This is a genomic window from Clostridium sp. YIM B02569, assembly GCF_022320765.1.
GTDB lineage: Bacteria > Bacillota > Clostridia > Clostridiales > Clostridiaceae > Clostridium > Clostridium beijerinckii.
Window position 1 is genome coordinate 171,893 of record NZ_JAKJJX010000005.1, and the last position, 16,307, is coordinate 188,199.

Consider the following 16,307-nt stretch of genomic DNA (forward strand, 5'->3'; position numbering starts at 1 on the left):
TTTTATGAAAAGCTATTATTATTTTTTAGCACTTGCAACATATGTAATATCATTTTTAATATGTTTTAATATCTGCTTAAAAGTAAATATAGAAAAATTTATACGTGGTAAAATAAGCAGAAGAGTTTGTTTTCTTATAATTGCTTTTTTATTTAGTATTGTTGGTACTTTAATGATAGATGGTTTAAATATTGCAAAAGAATACAGATTTTTGATTGATGGCTTTTTTGTTTTTGGACCGGCTACAGCCCTTTTTGTTTGGGCATTGCCAGCAAAACTAAATCGTAATAATCAATAAGTAACAATTAATACAAGTAAAGACTAAATTGAAATATTACAGGATCATCTAGAAGTTGCAATGTTTTTTTGCATGATTTAGACATAATACACAATGTTCTTATATTGAGTATTATAGGTGGAAAATCTAAGCTATAATTTCTTCAAGCTATATTTCAAGATAATATCAAAACACAGCCAAAATAAAAGTATCAACATTTCTATTTAGAAAAAGTTGGTATTTTTATTTTTACCATGATAGTTGATGTTAGTATGCCTAAATAATTTTTAAAGCACAAAATTATATATGCTATCAGAGCATATATATGTACTGCAACTAAATGTATTAGTAATTATATTAAGTGATAAAGTATTTTATACAAATAAAGAAATAATAAAAGCTAAAAACTTTATAGTTAAGAGTAGTGTGTTACTCTCATACATTAGAATAAAAGGCCTAAAAATAGAGAGCGATACATGCATAGTGTGTGTAATATTTTGTAAGCAATGTTATAATAAGTGTTGTGTAAAGCTATAATCTAATGAATAATAGTAATTTATTATATATAAATAAAAAATGAAATTGAGGTAAGTAGAAATGAAAAATTTAAATAAAATAATAGCGACTTCATTAGCAGTAACTTCGATACTTACATTAAATAAAATAGTCGCAAATGCAGAATGGAAACAGGATTCTAATGGATGGTGGAATACAGAAGGTAGTTCATGGTCAATAGATTGGAAAGAGATTGACGGAAAGTGGTATTATTTTGATAACAACGGATATATGAAAACAGGTTGGCTGCAAAATGGAGATAAGTGGTATTATTTATCTGCTAGTGGTGCTATGGCCCAAAATACAACAATTGATGGATATAACATAGGTTTTGATGGAGCATGGATTCAGGCTGAGCAAAGTAATACATCAAATTCAGAAAGTAGTGGAAAAGTCACAACTATTGATGATTTCACGAGCATTTTGAAATTAAACGGATATAAATTAGAAGTGAAGGATGCAGATGAAGATTTCTTACCAACTACAAGAAAAATAATAACTTTTGGTAATGAACAACTAGTTGTGTATATATATAATAGCAATAAAGAAATGGAAAAAGACTCACTAAATATTAATAAAGATGGATTTGGATATACAATTACTGAACCATGGGGGGAAGAAAAATCAAAAAGTGCTAGTTGGAGTTCATATCCTCACTTCTTTAAAAAGGGAAATATTATTGTTCAGTATATTGGAAAGAATGAGAAAATCATTTCTGATTTAAAGAGCATTTTGGGAGAACAGTTTGCAGGAATTAAAGAATGTAGGGATATAAGTTCATCAGAACAAGATATTAGAGAAATTGCATTTAATCAATTAGATTCAGAAACCCAAAAGAAAGTAAAAGGAACATGGAAAGATAGCAAAATTTCTATAAAAGCTATAACAGGAGGAGTTAGACTTACTGATGAGTCTTATTGGGGAAAGGATGCATATTGTGTTGAATTTATATTAGATGTTAATTATGTTCCTAATAATATTTTTGTGTTTATAGGAATGGATAATCATAAAATAATAGGATATGGGCTTGTAGATTAGATAAAAATAGTTAATGCATTACATGTAGATTTAACTTAGTAGATTATGAAAATGTTCTTTGAAAATTGAATGGTGTGATATTACAATGAGTGTTATAATTGGTTTGCAATAGTGAATAAAAGATAATTTGAGTATTAAATGGTTATGGGGTGGAGGTATGGATACTAATATACTAAATGAAAGCGTAATAAGGCTTATGGAGGAGCAGGGGTGGTATAATGGACGAATGTTTAACGTATCCAAATGGATTGAGCAATTAGTTAAAGAAGGTTATACATGTTTTCCATATGCTATTGAGGTTCTGGAGGAACTTGGGGGACTCGATATAAAACCAAAGCGAAACATTAGAACAGGAAATTCTCATCCTGCTGAATTTCACTTCAATGCTTTTGATGCAGGGTCAGGTGAAGTTGATAGGATAGATGTATTTGAATCACTTGCAGGGGAACCACTTTTCCCATTAGGAGAAATATATCAAGAATTTTTATATGTTGGATTAAGTAAAAGAATATATATGGGATGTTATAAACTATTTGTTATTGGAAATTCTATAGAGGACTTTTTAAATAATGTAGTTCTTGGTTTAAGGAAACCTATACAATTACAATATAGGAGAACTAATTAAATGATAGGAATTGTTATAGTTACATTAATAATAGGTATATTGATTATACTTCCATTTGTAATGTCTTGCAGAGCTAAATATGAAGATATCCCTAAATTGATAAATTTAATAATAAAAGAAGATACAATTATATTTCCTATAGGGATATTAATGCTCTGTTATGAGATATATAAGTCAGGTCAATGGGAATTTTCTCCGAGAACTGACAGCTACATTGTAGTATTTTGGTACATTATTAATATTATTTTCACATTTATAATTAGGTTCCTTTGGATAAGAGGTCGAAGAAGCGAAAGGAATTTATTATTTTTATATCAAGCTTTGATATTTACGCCAGTGATTACTATAGTATTTTTTTTAATAATGCTTTTTAATGCTTGAACTGGAAGTCTTGGATTATTTAACAAAGAACTATAACTATTAGAGTAATATTCTATAAAAAATAAACAACGAATTTAATAATCGTATTATTCAGAGATTGAATTTGCGATTTTTTTGTTGCGCAATTCTAAAAAAGTGCGTAGTGCTCAATTTAGATAATGTTTTTTACAAAATATGCTATAATAATATTGTTCATATGAACCTATATTAATGCAGAATAGTAGATTATTGAGATGTAATGATACCTATTTAACTAATAGATAAATAGGTATTTGTTTATGAGAAGTACAAGAATATTTTAGTATGAATAGGAGCGACATAGTTATGGAATTTACAAAACTTAAAAATAGCCTCAAATGCTTAGGGTACAATGTAAGTGAATTTAGTCATGCAGATGAAGCAACAAAGTATTTGTCTAATCAAATGAGCAATAGAACTATTGGAATAGGAGGCTCAGTTACAGTAGAGGAAATGAAATTATATGATGCCCTAGCATCTCATAATGAGGTGTACTGGCATATGCGATTACCTGAAAACATGAGTGCTATGGAGATAAGAAAGAAAGCAAACCTTGCAGATATTTATATCTCATCAGTAAATGGAATTGCCGAAACAGGAGAAATTATCAATATCGATAATACTGGAAATCGCGTATCTGCAATCAGTTTTGGACATGATAAAGTTTATTTAATTATTGGTGAAAATAAAATAGCTTCAAATTATGAGGATGCTTTAGACAGAGCAAGAAATACAGCAGCACCTCTTAATGCAAAGCGTTTAGGAGTAAAAACTCCATGTGCGGTAAAGGGAGATAAATGTTACGACTGTAAAAGCCAACAGAGAATATGTAGAAATTTTTCTGTATTATATCGAAAACCTACAGGATGTGAATATGAAGTTGTTTTAATTCATGAAAAGCTTGGATATTAGATAAAAATATATGAATGAATTTTTAAATTTCAATTTATCGTTTAGTTAGTTTGCATTTTTCTTAAGTTATGAATCAATAAATTTAAAGACTAAATTGTAAAATCGTATTATTCAAGAGATTGAATTTGTGATTTTTTTACTGCGTAATGCTTACTATAAAACGTAATAGTGAATTAATGCTAAATAATGATCGTTTATTTACAAATTGATAAAAAGACGTTTTAGTATTATATTAATAATAAAAATACAAAAGGGAGATGTATGCGATGGCAAGCATAAATGCAAATGGAATACAAATTGAATATGAAATTTTTGGTGAGAAGACAAATCCTACTATAGTACTTATTGCAGGAAATGGTGCTCAACTAAACTTTTGGGAACCAGATTTTTGTGAAATGCTTGCAAAGGAAAATTTACAAGTTATAAGATTTGATAATCGCGATGCGGGATTGTCTACAAAATTCGATGCGGCTGGTATTCCTGATATGGAAAGAATATATCAGGCAGCGCAAGAGGGAAAAACAATTAACGTCGCCTATACATTGGAAGATATGGCTGATGATGTGGCTGGCTTATTAGATGCGCTCAATATAAAGAAGGCTCACATCTGTGGTGCTTCTATGGGAGGCATGATTGCTCAGGTTTTTGCTTATAAACACCCTTCACGTATATATAGTTTAATTTCCATTATGTCATCTACAGGTAATCCAAACAATCCACAAATATCACCAGAAACATTGAAGATTGTTACAGCAATGCCCCCAAATGGACGAGATGCATACATTGATTATACTTTACGTATGTGGAAAAATCTTTGGAGCAAAGGGTTTCCTTTTGAAGAAGAACGTGCAATACGATATACTGAAGAAAGCTATGATCGTTCTTATTATCCACAAGGAGCTGTACGCCAAAATGCGGCGTTGGTTGCTAATGGAGATAGAAGACAACACCTTTCATTATTAACAGTTCCAACACTGGTGATTCATGGAACTGCAGATCCATTGATTCCTGTTGAAGCAGGAAAAGATACAGCACGTACAATACCTAATGCTAAATTACTTTTGATTGAAGGAATGGGACATGATATGCCTAAAGGAATGTGGAAATGCATAGTTGAAGCTATTGCTAATCTAGTAAACGACACGTCTCATTAATGTTAATGAGAAAAGATACAACCATGTTTATTATGTAAGCAGAAAGTGGATTGATTATTATCGCAAATTCCACGTTGTAGTTAAATTATTTCACATTATTTTTTAATGATGGATCAATAAAATTAAAGACTAAATCGTAAAATCGTATTATTCAAAAAAATGAATTTACGATTTTTTTAATGAGTGATACTACTAAAATACGTTTTTTATTCTAAGATTGCTATATTGAGATGTGCATATTTAAAAGAAGTGCCTCATTCTGAAGCACGTCCATTTAGTTAATACAATCATCATATGAATTTATCTTTATTCACAACATCTTTAAAATTTGTTAAACATTTATAGCTAAGCTTACCCCCATATCAAAGGCTTTTTGACAATCAATTGGAAGTTGTTCAGCTCTATGTTTTGCTTTTGCTTTTTCTGAAAACATAGAAGACTCATATTTCTCATAATCAGTAAACTGATAAGTATCATAACTATATAACAGCTTTATTGGGTTTCCAAGTACCATTGAAATAGAATCCTGATATGGCTTTAAGACTAATTTGTATCCAGTATCATCCATATATTTTTCTGTTATACCCATAGTATAAATAAATCCTGATTGAATTTTTCTCGGATAAACAGTTGGGATTTCTGTACTATATATAACATTTGAAAATACGAAGCGCTCTAAAAGTGCACTAATTCCAGAAGTAATGTTCATATTATATATTGGTGAACCAAAAATAATAGCATCTGCTGTTTTTAATTTTTCAAGAACATGTGTTAGATCATCTTTCATTGCACATTTACCATGCCCTCCATCCTTTCTTTTACAGGCAAAGCAGCTGATGCATCCTCTATATTTTAAGTCATAAAGATTTATTAATTCAATTTCTGATCCTTGTGATTTTGCTCCTTCAAGAGCTTTATTTAATAAAGTTACAGTGTTTTTATTTTTTCTTGGGCTTCCGTTAATAGCAATTATTTTCATAGTATCTCTCCTCTTTCAAATGTTTTATGTTTTTGTTATAATCAACTTAACATAGCGATATAAGTTTTACAAGTATGCAGTTTTTTCAGTGCAAGTATAAAAAATATACCATGGCTTTAAAGGAGTTGTATTTATGAATAATAATATAATTGGTATTAAAGAATTCCCTGATGATAATATATATAGAACAGAATGTCCAGTTTTATATGCACTTGATATTATAGGACAAAAATGGAAATTGCCTATCATATGGTATTTATCAGCTAAAGATTCTACTAGATTATAATGAGTTGAAACGAAAAATTAACGGCATTACTAATATGATGCTTACAAAGTCCTTAAAAGAATTAGAAGAACATAAGCTCATTGTTAGAACTCAATATGAAACTATTCCTCCTAAAGTGGAATATTCCTTAGCGGAAAGAGGGAAAGAGTTACTTCCTACATTGAATGAATTATATCTATGGGGGGAAGAACAACTTAAATTAGATAAGTAGAAACCAAGTTTTTAAATACTTTTCATTTATTTTAACGTGCAATTCTTTATAGCATGAATCAATAAAATTGAATAATGATATTTTACAAAATATGCTATAATTGATGCGTAATAGTAAATAAAAGTGAACTATATGTTAAATTAAGAAAGGGGAAAAATATACGATGAAAGCACAAATCAATCTTATTACGATTTGGACAAATGATATAGAGAGAATGAAAGATTTCTATAATAAAGTTCTTGGATTTAGAATTGAAAATGATCTTGGTAATTATGTTGAATTTGAAAATGATGGAGTAAGGTTTGCTATTTGTATGAGAGATGTTATGTATGTGTATAGTGACGAATATAGGAAAGAGTCATTTGGACAGGGATTTGAACTTGCTTTCCCATGTGAAAGTCCTAATGATGTTGATGAATCATTTAAGACGTTAATCTCAAAGGGAGCAACTTCTGTTCACGAGCCACAAGATATGCCATGGAATCAAAGAACAGCACTATTTGCTGACCCAGATGGAAATATACATGAAATTTTTGCAGAAATTAAATAATACGTAGCTTTATTGCATTGAGTGTCATAGGTGGACAATCTCACTTGTGATTTTTTAGGCCACATATAAACATCAGATTAAAACATAAGAAAATAAAAATACCAACATTTCAATTTAAGAAAAGTTGGTATTTTTATTTTTGTCATAATAGTTAACTAGCACACCTACATAATTTTATTGTAAGCACAAAAGTTTAGCTTTATCAGCTTTATATCTCTTTTCTGCATTTTATCATTAAAAATTTTACTGGAGGTTTGTCGGGATTATCTTTATATATGTCATCAATTTCTACAAAGTCTATAAGCCCATAATTTCCGAATTCTTTCTCTATAGACTTAGAATTATAGAAAAACAGTCTTACACCATACGTTGTTTCATAATAATTTTCAGCAAGCTTCGTACCATTACCGTACATTGGAGCTTTTTCTGAAACGGCTGTAAAAATCATATATCCACCTGGTTTTAAATGGTTATAGCAATCATTAATAAACTTTTTTCTTTCATCTTCATTTAACAAATGAATAAGTGCAAAGCTAGCTACACCATCATAGAGTTTATTTTCAAAAGGCATATCTGATACTGATCCATGATAAATTTTATTATTAATTCCATTTTCTATTGCTATATTAATTGCTGTTTGAGAAATTTCAATTCCTGTAACTTCCATGTTATTATCGACAAATGGTTTTATATTTCTTCCATATCCAACACCTGGTATTAAGATATCTTTCAGATTATTTTCAGCAAAGTAATCTGCAACTACAATTGCAGTGCTTGATGGCTCAAAGCCCCACATTGCTTGCTTTTCTGAAAAACTTTTTTCCCAAAACTCTGACATATAAACATCTCCTTTAAAATTTTTTTATAACTTTATTATTAGTATAAATCTTATTTTTAGAGCAAAGATTATTTAAGTTATTTATAACCTAAATATAATTGTTTTAATCAAATATATTACAGACTGTATTTATCTATAATATATCCATTTATACTTTTAGTCAATACTTATTAATGATTAAGTAAATTTTATTATGTTTTTATGGAAACCTATAAACTTTATGGTTCAAAGTAATGTAGAGCATTAATATATGAGAATAAAAGACTTGAAAATATAGAGCAGATATATGTATTCTATGTGTAATATTTTGTAAATGATGTTATAATAAGTGTTATGTGGACTATAATCTAATGCATAATAGTAGGATAGAGTGTAGCCATTTAATAAATGAAATACAGGTAATGTTTATAGAAATATGATTATATAATCACAATTTAGTATTTGATAAATGCTACAAGGAGGGAAAGTAAGTGAGTGGAAATATGAATTAAACTGCTCAATAAATACTGGTTCATGAGCAGTCTAAAATTGCTATTTAGGAAGATTAATGCTTCCCCAGTCAGACATAAGTTCTAAAATTGGAATTAAAGTTTGTCCTTTATCTGTTAACGAATATTCAACTTTTGGTGGAACTTGTGAATATTCCTTTCTTGAAAGAAGTCCACTAGCTTCAAGGTCTTTCAAGTGTTGGATTAAGATTTTGTGACTAATGTCTGGGAGAAGTTTCCGTATCTCTCCATATCTTTGAGTTCCTTTAGTTGATAATATCCACATTAAAACCCATTTCCATTTGCCTCCAACTATAGATAAAGTGTATGATATCGGACAAACAGAGGGATCTATAATACCATCTTTCATATAATACTCTCCTTTTGGTATAGTACTAGACAAAAAAGTGCGTACTTTTATATCTAAAATTAATTATATATAATAAAAACACAAATTCAAGAAGAATAAATTTAGAAAAGGCTGGTGTTTTTAGTTATGAAAGTATTAGGAATAATGGGGAGTCCAAGATTAAATTGTAATTCATCTACTCTTTTAAAGAAAGTGTTAGAGGGAGCAAAAGATAATGGTGCAGTTACAAATTCGATTTCAGTAAGTAATTTAGATATTAAAGGCTGTGTTAACTGTGATGCATGTAAAAGATTGGGAAAATGTGTGATAAAAGATGACATGCAAAACATATACGATATGATCAATGATGCGGATATAGTAGTATTTAGCTCACCAAACTACATGGGAGGAATTCAAGGAAAATTAAAATGTGTTATGGATAGATTATATGCATATATGAAAGAGGGATTAGACAAGTCATTTGATAAGGAAAAGAAAGTTGCACTTATAGTTACACAAAATGCTCCAGAAGAAACATCTTCCTGCTATGAAGCGTTCAATCATTTAAGATATGTTTTAAATGTTACATTTGAAGGGAATTCTGAAGTTCCTTGTAGATTTCTTTTAGGAGGAGGATTGGTTACTCGCGATTCTGCTGCTTCTAATAAAGAACTGATGAATAAGGCGTATAGCATGGGAAAAGAATTAGTACAAGGAGTCTAATAATATAAACATTTTATAAGAGATAATTCTTTAGTTGCGATTGCACTTTAGAATCTAAGAATAATTAAGGATGTGAGCTGTTTCTAAAACTATAAAAAGGGGAGTTGATAACATGAATTATAGAGTTGATATACTTTTATTTGATGAATTTGAAACATTGGATGTATTTGGTCCTGTTGAAATATTTGGACGATTACCGGATATTTTTAAATTGAATTTTATATCGGTTGATGGTGGTATTATTGAAAGTTCTCAAAAAGTGAGAGTTGATACTAATTTATATACAAGAGACAATGATACTTTGAAAATTTTATTTGTACCAAGTGGAAGTGGTACAAGAGAAAAAGTTAATGATGATGATTTTATAAACTTCATTGAAAACATGTCCAAAGAATCAAAATATATAATTAGTGTATGCACAGGTTCAGCTTTACTTGCTAAAGCAGGAATTTTAAATGGGAAAAGAGCAACATCAAATAAAAGAGCATTTAAATGGGTTACAGAACAAAATGAAGATGTACTGTGGGTAAAAGAAGCAAGATGGATAAAGGATGGCAACATATATACATCTTCTGGGGTATCAGCAGGAATTGATATGGCATTGGGTTTGATAGAAGACTTAATAGAAAAAGAAAAAGCATTAGAGATTAGTCAAAGTATTGAATATTCATGGAATGAAGATAGTAGATATGATCCATTTTCTAAAAATATGAATGATTAGATAAAAAGTAGTAGAAGAGAGGGCTTTCAATGCAAACAGTTGTAGGTGTAGTATTTGTATTGATCATGATAATAATTGGGATGATTTTCGGAAGGTTAGCACAATTCATAGGTATCATTATTAGTGGAATTGCTAAGTTTTTTAAGAAACTATTTTAAAATCAGTAAGTGTTAGGTATTGATAGATATTTTTTTGTAATCTAAATACATTATCTTGAACTTGATGAATTGTGTGATGACAGCAATTTAATTGAAATTCCATCTTCCAAAAGTTCTCATAAATTTTATAATAAGCTTGGTTATGAGTATAGAACATTTCCACCAGTATTTAATAAAAATGATGGTTCAACTATTATGTATAAATATAAGAAAATATAACACGACATAACTGCGATTAAAGTTAGGACCAATGATCTATAAAGGAGAGAGTGAAGATAACTTCATACGAAAATAGTTTAAATATTCTAGAAGTGTTATTTGCAAAAGATTATCAATTTGCTTTAGCAACATCAAATGATAATATTTCATCTGTTAGGTTTGTGGATACTTTTTATGATAATGGTGCATTTTATATTGTTTCTTATGCAAAATCGCAAAAAGTACAAGAGATCGAGAAGAATAATAAAATCTCAATGTGTAATAAATTATATCGTTTTACTGGAATTGCTCATAATATTGGTCATCCATTATTAGAAAAAAATTATGGGATTAGAGCAAAATTAATAAAGGCATTTGAACCCTGGTATTTTAAACATAATAACGAAAATGATGAAAATATGTGCTATGTAAAAATAGAATTGAAACAAGGTTTCTTTTATAAGGATGGAACTGGATACAAAGTTGACTTTGAAAATAGACAAGCTGAGGAATTCACATTTACATTTGATATAGTAACAGTTGATTAATTTACTAGTAGATGAGATATAAATGGAAATTATTATGACTTTATAATGTGGAGGAGTAGTATCTTTTATTAAATCCGGAACTCAATAGAATCTAATTTATCAGATTTAACAGATCATGTATAGTGTTAGTTCAGTTAGTGTGAATTTTTCGCATAAATCATAAATGTAGATTATTGTGTGGAAAAAGATTTTAGCAATTTTAAAATATTACAAGTTGTTAGGAGGTTATATATGGGGTTAACATTAGAATTTCTTCTTGGAGATGATAAAAAAATAATTAAGGGAATTAAAAGTATAGATTTTGAACTTTTAGAGCCTGAGAGTTGTATAACAAAAAAGGCGGATTTTTCATTACATATCTCACCGAAAGACCTAAATACTCTCTCTATAACATTTTCAACATTTAACAAATTAAAGCCTATGGGAGTAAGAGAAAATTTATATCTAGTTATTGATGAAGCAGATCATGGATTATTTTGGATTGATGAAAAATGGGTAAATTATGTGTCCGTGATTAATTCAGATGAATTAGAAAAGATAACTGATGAATGGTTTAGACAAATGCAGAAACAATATCCAAATGAAATATTAGAAGTAACACAAAGTGCAATTGACGCTGTTAAAGATCTATATGAATTATGTCAATTGTCAATGAAAAAAAGAAAAACTGTTTTTCATTACTGGTGTGGTTAGAAATTATAAATTGTTACATGATATTCTTTTATTTAGCATTATAGGTGGACAATCTCACCTATAATTTTTTTAGTCTATATTTCAATCTCATATTAAAATACAGCTCAAAATAAAAATACCAACATTTCAATTTAAGAAAAGTTGGTATTTTTATTTTTGTCTTGATAGTTGATATTAGAATATCTAAATCATCCTATTATAAGCACAAAATTTCAGACGATATCAGAGCATATGTGGATGTTGGTAGCGTGTTTTAAATGGATAAAAATACTTGATGCAGATAAATGTGAAATAAAGGCTAAGAACTTTATAGATCAAGTGATGTAGTATGCTCATGTATCAGAATAAAAGGCTTAAAAATAGAGAGCCAATGTATGTATGATTTGTGTAATATTTTGTAAATGATGTTATAATAAGTGTTATATAAAACTGCCTGATGAGCAATAGTAAATTATTATGAAGTAAACTTTATCTATATAATAGGGGGAATAGCGATGAATATTAAAGAGATGAAAGAGCATCGAAAAGAGTACAATTTGAAACTTATTAAGACGGATGACTTCTTTAAGGAATTTGGAGAATTGGATGATAAAACATATTCTGCTGGTGCAATAGATAAAAAGCACAAAGAACTTATGGGATTAGCAATTTCTGTAGTTAGTCGTTGTAATGAGTGTATTTGTTATCATATTGAGGGGTGTATGGATGCTGGAGCGAGTATGTAGGAGATTATGGAAGCAATAAAGATTGGTGTAATTGGTGGTGGTTCTATTACCTATCCAAATGCGAGATTTGCTATGAAGGTATTAGAAGAATCTATGTCTAAGGAATGAAATATACCAAATGGATTATTAATATAATCTACGTCATATGTAGAAAGTACGTAGCAAATTAAAATGATGTTCTTTGAAAATTGAATAATGAGATATTTACAATTTATGTTATAATTAATTCATGATAGTAAATTATGGTGAACTAAACAGAGGAGAGAGAAAGTTAATGTTTTTTCAAAAGATTATTAATCGGGTTAGCGTATTAATCTCATGGTTTTATGGGTTTACAATATTACGTATATATGACTTTATATATATTCCTAATATTTCTTTTCCAGGTGATCCTTTTTTCCAACACCCAAGTAATAAAGGAGTTATAAGAGGTGTTTTATCAGTTTTAGTTTATTTTAGCTTGATAATTATCTTGAATTATATAGCAAAATTAAAAGTTAAAGAAGATTCTAAAAAGTTTATTTATAAAAATGTTATAGCATTTTTCGTTGGTTTATTTCTATTTTTTATCATTGGGTCATTATTTATACCTTATAATGAAACTTCTGGGCCTTGATGTGATGTATTTGAGACACTTGAAAAAACATATATAACATTATAGATATTCTGCTTTAAATTAATATACAATCTTCTTATTTGACGTAACAACTAATAAAAATGTTCTTTGAAAATTAAATAATACGATTTTTATAAAATATCCTATAATTAATGAATAATAGTTTACAACTGCGAACGGAAGATTATTTATATTGTAGAGGGGGAAACCAATAAGAAAACTTAGGCACAATCACATTATATTGTTAATATATAGAACAATTATTCTTTATACTGCCACACATTCATAACAAGGTAAAAGAATGTTTATATATGATTATAATGCAATATTAAAATAGAATAAGTGATAAGAAAGGTGAAATGATGAGAAGAAAATTATTTGGTTTTGGAGGATTTATATTAATAAACATAATGTTATATGTTTATATTATAAAAGTGTTTTTGCCAGTTTTAAATAGTATTGGTGGCTATGAAAGTGAAGCGGTAGGTCCAACAAATTGGCAGGTACTGCAAGCATTAGGCATAATTGCACCTGCTATTTTGATTTACTTTGTTGCCGTTTATTTGTTTTATTACTTTAAAATTACAGGACTTAATAAATTTGTTTTTCCTATCCTTAGTTTTACATTTTATTTATTATTTATTTTTTTAGGTATTGCCGTATGCGGTGGAGCATTTGGGTGGATAGTATTATTAACATTCATACCAGCTATTATAGTGTTGCTGCTGTCGTTTTTTTTTGGGTGGAAATATGATAAAAAATATAAAAATCAACAAAAACTTAACTTCTGATACTATCACAAACAAGATGTCATAATGAGAAGCTCATCAAATTACAACTATTGAGTTAGTTTACTTCGCTTTATTCTAAAATTATGAATCATTAAAAATAAATATCAGATTGTAAAATCGCATTATTCAAAAAGTGAATTTGCGATTTTTTTTACTGCGTCATTCTAAAATAAAACGTAATAGTAAATTATTATTAATTAACGTTAGGAGAAAAAAGATTTTTATGAAAATAGCATTTGAAAAATTAAGCAACATTTCTCTAATATACATTAAATTAAAAGAGTTTAAGGGTAAAGTTAAAACAATTTAGGATGCTCTTTGTGAGTTATTGTTTGATAAAGATAACAACTGGATAGGTATAAAAATTTTTAATGATAGCAAATGTTTGGGGGAGTACATTCTTCCTAATGTAAATAGTATAAGAAATATAAATATTCAGCAGACTGATGAAATGGTAACAATATTATTTAATGAAATGACTAATACATACAGTAAGAGAGAAGAGCTATGCAATGTTGATTATAATGAAAATGAATTTTTAGGAATTGAACTTATACTTAAAGACTTTAATTGCAATGCAGAAGTGATAAAGACATTCACTATCTTCCGTTAAAGCATCTTGGTCAAATATTTGTTAATCGTGGTTGCGGTCGTCTTGAATGATGGTGTTTGAATTGGAATAAGACAAGTATTGATTTTTCTGATTGAACAATCACGTATAGTGTTAGTTCAGTTAGTGTGAATTTTTCACATAGATCATAAATGCAAGTATTTATGAATTAATCTATTAAAATCAGTTAAAAAGAGTTTTGGTTAATACCAAAACTAAAAGGAGGAAATAATAAAAACTCAACTATTGAGAGAAGTCCCTTTATCACCTATATGTAAAACTAAATTAAAACTTCCTCATAGCTTTTGGTGTATAGCAGCAAGAATAGCATGGAATTTTCATCATAAATCCCAAGCGGAAACTAGGAAAGATACTCAAAAGCGAATAAATAAGTTTCTTAATGGTTTAGATAAGGAGTTAGATATTAATATATTAATTGTTTGCCATGGTTTCTTTATGAAAATAATTGAAAGAGAACTTAAAAGAAGGGGATTTAGGGGACAAAATATACCCAATAGGCCAATAGCTAAAAATGGAACATTGTATGTGTATAAAAAATAATTAATTCGCTGTATTATTACAAAACATAATAGTAAATTTATGGGAAGCAATAGTGTTTGTTTAACTAAAAGATAAATAGGAATTTGTAACGAAAATAAAATACGAGGAGAATGTTAAATGAGAGAAATTATAAGAACAGAAATAGACGAAGAATGGGCACACTCTGCGATTGTTGAGGCAGGAAATCATGTTTATATTAGCTATTGCATGAAGAATGAGGGACAATCAATAGAAAATCAAATAAATGGTGCATTTGATGTTTTGAGTGAAAGACTTGAAAAGATAGGCTTGACATTGAAATCTGTAGTGCAAATGGATTGCTTATTTAGAGATATTAAAGATTTATCGTTTTTAGGAGAAATAATTAAGGAGAGATTTGAAGGAAAATATCCAGCAAGAAAGGCATTTGAAACAAAGTTTATTAGAGATGGAATTGACTTTCAGGTTGATGCAGTAGCTTTCAGAGAGAATTAAATAAATTCAAAATTATCTTTTAGTTAGTTCGAAACTGAAGAGTATTATGAATTAGACATCTAAAGAATTGTTAAGGGTAGTGTGAGAATATATGGATGAATACATAAAAAAGTTAAGAAAGCATATTGGTAATTCACCATTACTTCTTGTAGCAGCAGGAGCCATAATCTATAAAAATAGAGAAATATTATTACAGAGAAGAGCAGACAGTGGTAAATGGGCAATACATGGAGGAGTTCTAGAATTAGGAGAAACAGTAGAGGAAACAGTTAAACGTGAATTGAATGAAGAAATAGGTATAAATCCAATCAAATTGAAATTTTATAAGGTTTTTTCAGGAGAAGATATGCATACAGTATATCCAAATGGTGACGAAGTATATTATATTAATGTGATTTTTCTATGTGATGAATATGAAGGGGAATTAAAACAGGATAATAATGAGGTAACCGAACTCAAATGGTTTGATGTTGATAATCTTCCTGTAGATATTAATTCCCCTGTTGATAAAGCAATACTAAGTGATATTGAGAAAGTTTTATCATAATAACATAAAGCGATTTGTTTTACACCATATTCTTATATTACGTATTATAGATGAACAATCCAGCCTATATTTTTTAGTCTATATTTTAACATTACATTAAAACACAGCCAAAAACAAAAATGCCAACCTTTCAATTTTAGAAAAGTTGGTGTTTTCATTTTCTAAAAGCTTTTAAATGAACTACCAGATATAGATATCCAATCTAAGAATTACACTTATGGATTGAAATATATGCTATATCAGAAAGGACAGGTACTCTTTTGCGCAGTGTTACATTAGAG

22 protein-coding genes and 2 pseudogenes are annotated in these 16,307 nt (G+C 28.7%); 21 read left to right on the forward strand and 3 right to left on the reverse strand.

Annotated elements, in window-relative coordinates:
- The first annotated feature begins 4 nt into the window (after window positions 1-4).
- The 7 genes and pseudogenes from L3B96_RS06505 (at window position 5) to L3B96_RS06535 (ending at window position 4,960) form a co-directional block, all read left to right on the forward strand.
- Complete coding sequence (locus L3B96_RS06505; protein WP_077831248.1) at window positions 5-298, forward strand: hypothetical protein; 294 nt, start codon at window positions 5-7, stop codon at window positions 296-298.
- Window positions 299-609: 311 nt separating this feature from the next.
- Window positions 610-814 (forward strand): annotated as a pseudogene (locus tag L3B96_RS06510) (hypothetical protein); the annotation flags it as partial.
- A gap of 60 nt (window positions 815-874) precedes the next feature.
- Window positions 875-1,870, forward strand: a complete 996-nt coding sequence (locus tag L3B96_RS06515) for a hypothetical protein (RefSeq protein ID WP_275297113.1) — start codon at window positions 875-877, stop codon at window positions 1,868-1,870.
- A gap of 157 nt (window positions 1,871-2,027) precedes the next feature.
- Window positions 2,028-2,495: an SUKH-3 domain-containing protein gene (locus L3B96_RS06520; RefSeq protein ID WP_077831252.1), complete on the forward strand. Its 468-nt coding sequence runs from the start codon at window positions 2,028-2,030 to the stop codon at window positions 2,493-2,495.
- Window positions 2,496-2,876: a hypothetical protein gene (locus tag L3B96_RS06525; RefSeq protein ID WP_077831253.1), complete on the forward strand. Its 381-nt coding sequence runs from the start codon at window positions 2,496-2,498 to the stop codon at window positions 2,874-2,876.
- Between the two features lie 324 nt (window positions 2,877-3,200).
- Complete coding sequence (locus L3B96_RS06530; protein WP_238859458.1) at window positions 3,201-3,806, forward strand: lactate utilization protein; 606 nt, start codon at window positions 3,201-3,203, stop codon at window positions 3,804-3,806.
- A gap of 266 nt (window positions 3,807-4,072) precedes the next feature.
- Window positions 4,073-4,960 (forward strand): alpha/beta hydrolase, encoded by an 888-nt coding sequence (locus tag L3B96_RS06535; protein ID WP_238859460.1) that lies wholly within the window; start codon window positions 4,073-4,075, stop codon window positions 4,958-4,960.
- Between the two features lie 331 nt (window positions 4,961-5,291).
- Here the strand turns inward: L3B96_RS06535 and L3B96_RS06540 are convergent, their stop codons facing one another.
- Window positions 5,292-5,939, reverse strand: a complete 648-nt coding sequence (locus tag L3B96_RS06540; RefSeq protein ID WP_238859462.1) for a flavodoxin family protein — start codon at window positions 5,937-5,939, stop codon at window positions 5,292-5,294.
- A gap of 133 nt (window positions 5,940-6,072) precedes the next feature.
- Here L3B96_RS06540 and L3B96_RS06545 point away from each other — a divergent pair.
- Both L3B96_RS06545 and L3B96_RS06550 read left to right on the forward strand, forming a co-directional pair.
- Window positions 6,073-6,436 (forward strand): annotated as a pseudogene (locus L3B96_RS06545) (helix-turn-helix domain-containing protein).
- A gap of 163 nt (window positions 6,437-6,599) precedes the next feature.
- The gene (locus L3B96_RS06550) at window positions 6,600-6,986 is read left to right on the forward strand and encodes a VOC family protein (RefSeq protein WP_077869332.1); all 387 of its coding nucleotides are present in this window, start codon (window positions 6,600-6,602) and stop codon (window positions 6,984-6,986) included.
- A 208-nt stretch (window positions 6,987-7,194) separates the two neighbouring features.
- Here L3B96_RS06550 and L3B96_RS06555 read toward each other — a convergent pair whose 3' ends face one another.
- Window positions 7,195-7,824, reverse strand: a complete 630-nt coding sequence (locus L3B96_RS06555; protein ID WP_238859471.1) for a class I SAM-dependent methyltransferase — start codon at window positions 7,822-7,824, stop codon at window positions 7,195-7,197.
- Between the two features lie 531 nt (window positions 7,825-8,355).
- A complete protein-coding gene (locus L3B96_RS06560) occupies window positions 8,356-8,682 on the reverse strand; it encodes a helix-turn-helix domain-containing protein (protein ID WP_077831260.1) in 327 nt (108 codons plus the stop codon).
- A gap of 126 nt (window positions 8,683-8,808) precedes the next feature.
- Here L3B96_RS06560 and L3B96_RS06565 point away from each other — a divergent pair, with 126 nt between their 5' ends.
- From L3B96_RS06565 to L3B96_RS06615, 12 genes are all read left to right on the forward strand, one after another.
- Window positions 8,809-9,384, forward strand: a complete 576-nt coding sequence (locus L3B96_RS06565) for a flavodoxin family protein (RefSeq protein ID WP_238859473.1) — start codon at window positions 8,809-8,811, stop codon at window positions 9,382-9,384.
- A 112-nt stretch (window positions 9,385-9,496) separates the two neighbouring features.
- A complete protein-coding gene (locus tag L3B96_RS06570) occupies window positions 9,497-10,105 on the forward strand; it encodes a DJ-1/PfpI family protein (RefSeq protein ID WP_238859475.1) in 609 nt (202 codons plus the stop codon).
- Between the two features lie 29 nt (window positions 10,106-10,134).
- On the forward strand, window positions 10,135-10,263 hold the full coding sequence (locus L3B96_RS27190; RefSeq protein ID WP_272904568.1) for a hypothetical protein: 129 nt from the start codon (window positions 10,135-10,137) through the stop codon (window positions 10,261-10,263).
- Between the two features lie 269 nt (window positions 10,264-10,532).
- The gene (locus L3B96_RS06575; RefSeq protein WP_238859477.1) at window positions 10,533-11,009 is read left to right on the forward strand and encodes a pyridoxamine 5'-phosphate oxidase family protein; all 477 of its coding nucleotides are present in this window, start codon (window positions 10,533-10,535) and stop codon (window positions 11,007-11,009) included.
- A 231-nt stretch (window positions 11,010-11,240) separates the two neighbouring features.
- The gene (locus L3B96_RS06580) at window positions 11,241-11,702 is read left to right on the forward strand and encodes a hypothetical protein (RefSeq protein ID WP_238859478.1); all 462 of its coding nucleotides are present in this window, start codon (window positions 11,241-11,243) and stop codon (window positions 11,700-11,702) included.
- Between the two features lie 494 nt (window positions 11,703-12,196).
- Entirely contained in the window at window positions 12,197-12,427 is a 231-nt protein-coding gene (locus tag L3B96_RS06585; RefSeq protein ID WP_238859480.1) for a carboxymuconolactone decarboxylase family protein, read from the forward strand.
- Window positions 12,428-12,701: 274 nt separating this feature from the next.
- Entirely contained in the window at window positions 12,702-13,043 is a 342-nt protein-coding gene (locus L3B96_RS06590; protein ID WP_238859482.1) for a hypothetical protein, read from the forward strand.
- Window positions 13,044-13,405: 362 nt separating this feature from the next.
- Window positions 13,406-13,834, forward strand: a complete 429-nt coding sequence (locus L3B96_RS06595; RefSeq protein ID WP_238859491.1) for a hypothetical protein — start codon at window positions 13,406-13,408, stop codon at window positions 13,832-13,834.
- A 328-nt stretch (window positions 13,835-14,162) separates the two neighbouring features.
- Window positions 14,163-14,447 carry a hypothetical protein gene (locus L3B96_RS06600; RefSeq protein WP_238859493.1) on the forward strand — a complete coding sequence of 95 codons (285 nt, stop codon included), beginning with the start codon at window positions 14,163-14,165 and terminating at the stop codon, window positions 14,445-14,447.
- 243 nt (window positions 14,448-14,690) lie between these two features.
- A complete protein-coding gene (locus L3B96_RS06605) occupies window positions 14,691-15,005 on the forward strand; it encodes a histidine phosphatase family protein (protein WP_238859495.1) in 315 nt (104 codons plus the stop codon).
- A gap of 117 nt (window positions 15,006-15,122) precedes the next feature.
- The gene (locus L3B96_RS06610) at window positions 15,123-15,479 is read left to right on the forward strand and encodes a RidA family protein (protein WP_012059408.1); all 357 of its coding nucleotides are present in this window, start codon (window positions 15,123-15,125) and stop codon (window positions 15,477-15,479) included.
- A 91-nt stretch (window positions 15,480-15,570) separates the two neighbouring features.
- A complete protein-coding gene (locus tag L3B96_RS06615) occupies window positions 15,571-16,026 on the forward strand; it encodes an NUDIX domain-containing protein (RefSeq protein ID WP_238859497.1) in 456 nt (151 codons plus the stop codon).
- Window positions 16,027-16,307: the final 281 nt, after the last annotated feature.

What these genes read in the sequence shown, in the direction of transcription:
- L3B96_RS06505 (WP_077831248.1), top strand. Translation starts at nt 5, where the DNA reads ATGAAAAGCTATTATTATTTTTTAGCACTTGCAACATATGTAATATCA.
- L3B96_RS06515 (WP_275297113.1), top strand. Translation starts at nt 875, where the DNA reads ATGAAAAATTTAAATAAAATAATAGCGACTTCATTAGCAGTAACTTCG.
- L3B96_RS06520 (WP_077831252.1), top strand. Translation starts at nt 2,028, where the DNA reads ATGGATACTAATATACTAAATGAAAGCGTAATAAGGCTTATGGAGGAG.
- L3B96_RS06525 (WP_077831253.1), top strand. Translation starts at nt 2,496, where the DNA reads ATGATAGGAATTGTTATAGTTACATTAATAATAGGTATATTGATTATA.
- L3B96_RS06530 (WP_238859458.1), top strand. Translation starts at nt 3,201, where the DNA reads ATGGAATTTACAAAACTTAAAAATAGCCTCAAATGCTTAGGGTACAAT.
- L3B96_RS06535 (WP_238859460.1), top strand. Translation starts at nt 4,073, where the DNA reads ATGGCAAGCATAAATGCAAATGGAATACAAATTGAATATGAAATTTTT.
- L3B96_RS06540 (WP_238859462.1), bottom strand. Translation starts at nt 5,939, where the DNA reads ATGAAAATAATTGCTATTAACGGAAGCCCAAGAAAAAATAAAAACACT.
- L3B96_RS06550 (WP_077869332.1), top strand. Translation starts at nt 6,600, where the DNA reads ATGAAAGCACAAATCAATCTTATTACGATTTGGACAAATGATATAGAG.
- L3B96_RS06555 (WP_238859471.1), bottom strand. Translation starts at nt 7,824, where the DNA reads ATGTCAGAGTTTTGGGAAAAAAGTTTTTCAGAAAAGCAAGCAATGTGG.
- L3B96_RS06560 (WP_077831260.1), bottom strand. Translation starts at nt 8,682, where the DNA reads ATGAAAGATGGTATTATAGATCCCTCTGTTTGTCCGATATCATACACT.
- L3B96_RS06565 (WP_238859473.1), top strand. Translation starts at nt 8,809, where the DNA reads ATGAAAGTATTAGGAATAATGGGGAGTCCAAGATTAAATTGTAATTCA.
- L3B96_RS06570 (WP_238859475.1), top strand. Translation starts at nt 9,497, where the DNA reads ATGAATTATAGAGTTGATATACTTTTATTTGATGAATTTGAAACATTG.
- L3B96_RS27190 (WP_272904568.1), top strand. Translation starts at nt 10,135, where the DNA reads ATGCAAACAGTTGTAGGTGTAGTATTTGTATTGATCATGATAATAATT.
- L3B96_RS06580 (WP_238859478.1), top strand. Translation starts at nt 11,241, where the DNA reads ATGGGGTTAACATTAGAATTTCTTCTTGGAGATGATAAAAAAATAATT.
- L3B96_RS06585 (WP_238859480.1), top strand. Translation starts at nt 12,197, where the DNA reads ATGAATATTAAAGAGATGAAAGAGCATCGAAAAGAGTACAATTTGAAA.
- L3B96_RS06590 (WP_238859482.1), top strand. Translation starts at nt 12,702, where the DNA reads ATGTTTTTTCAAAAGATTATTAATCGGGTTAGCGTATTAATCTCATGG.
- L3B96_RS06595 (WP_238859491.1), top strand. Translation starts at nt 13,406, where the DNA reads ATGAGAAGAAAATTATTTGGTTTTGGAGGATTTATATTAATAAACATA.
- L3B96_RS06610 (WP_012059408.1), top strand. Translation starts at nt 15,123, where the DNA reads ATGAGAGAAATTATAAGAACAGAAATAGACGAAGAATGGGCACACTCT.
- L3B96_RS06615 (WP_238859497.1), top strand. Translation starts at nt 15,571, where the DNA reads ATGGATGAATACATAAAAAAGTTAAGAAAGCATATTGGTAATTCACCA.